Source organism: Shigella sp. SIG6 (assembly GCF_053555815.1).
Genome location: NZ_JBQZXC010000333.1, coordinates 1 through 366 on the forward strand (window position 1 = coordinate 1; position 366 = coordinate 366).

Sequence of the window (366 nt, forward strand, 5' to 3'; positions counted from 1 at the left end):
GACTCAGGAACTGTTTCACCATTTGTGCATAGCACACTTTCGCCACTGGTTCCGGTTTATCCATCCCCAGAGCACGGTACACCTGCGGCAGCTTCTCTCCACACACCCGGTTGGCAAGGAACCCGAAGTACCTCACCATCTTAAAAAACTTCTCCGGGATGTGCTGTTTCAGCCTCGCGACCAGCTCACGCTGTGTCAGCGTTTCCGTCGCCGTTTCTCCCGTTTTGTGGTCCAGGTAACGGAAGCTCAGGCTCGCCCCTCCGTTGTAATGTGCCAGCCGGGAGGCCGCTATCGGCGGCTTCTTCAGATAACGACCCAGGTAGCGCGCCGTATTCCTCCCGCCGGCCGTTTTTTTCGACATGTACA

1 protein-coding gene is annotated in these 366 nt (G+C 56.8%); it reads right to left on the reverse strand.

Translation table 11 applies throughout. The annotated features are described in order from the left end of the window. On the reverse strand, nucleotides 1-366 hold a 366-nt coding region (locus ACUU1M_RS20690; RefSeq protein ID WP_449144797.1), incomplete at both ends, for a transposase.